This is a genomic window from Streptomyces sp. NRRL S-37 (assembly GCF_000721605.1).
GTDB lineage: Bacteria > Actinomycetota > Actinomycetes > Streptomycetales > Streptomycetaceae > Streptomyces.
On sequence record NZ_JOIZ01000174.1, the window covers coordinates 1 to 203 of the forward strand.

Sequence of the window (203 nt, forward strand, 5' to 3'; positions counted from 1 at the left end):
CCGCGTACGACACCTCAACACCGTCGGCGACCACCGCCACCGCATCCGGAGCACGCACCACCTGCGCCTCGAACCCGGCCACCACCGAACCCGAAGGCACCTCGGCCGCAGTGTCGTTCCACTCCACCAGAACCCGGTGCTGCTCGTCCTCGTCCGCGACCTCCACATCACCCAGCCGCAGCCGCGGATCAAGGACCACCGCC

The 203-nt window shown here is 70.0% G+C and carries 1 protein-coding gene; it reads right to left on the bottom strand.

Features of this window, described 5'->3' with window-relative positions; translation table 11 throughout:
* Nucleotides 1-203: hypothetical protein (locus IH50_RS38595; RefSeq protein ID WP_158801463.1), on the bottom strand; the 203-nt coding region annotated here is incomplete at both ends.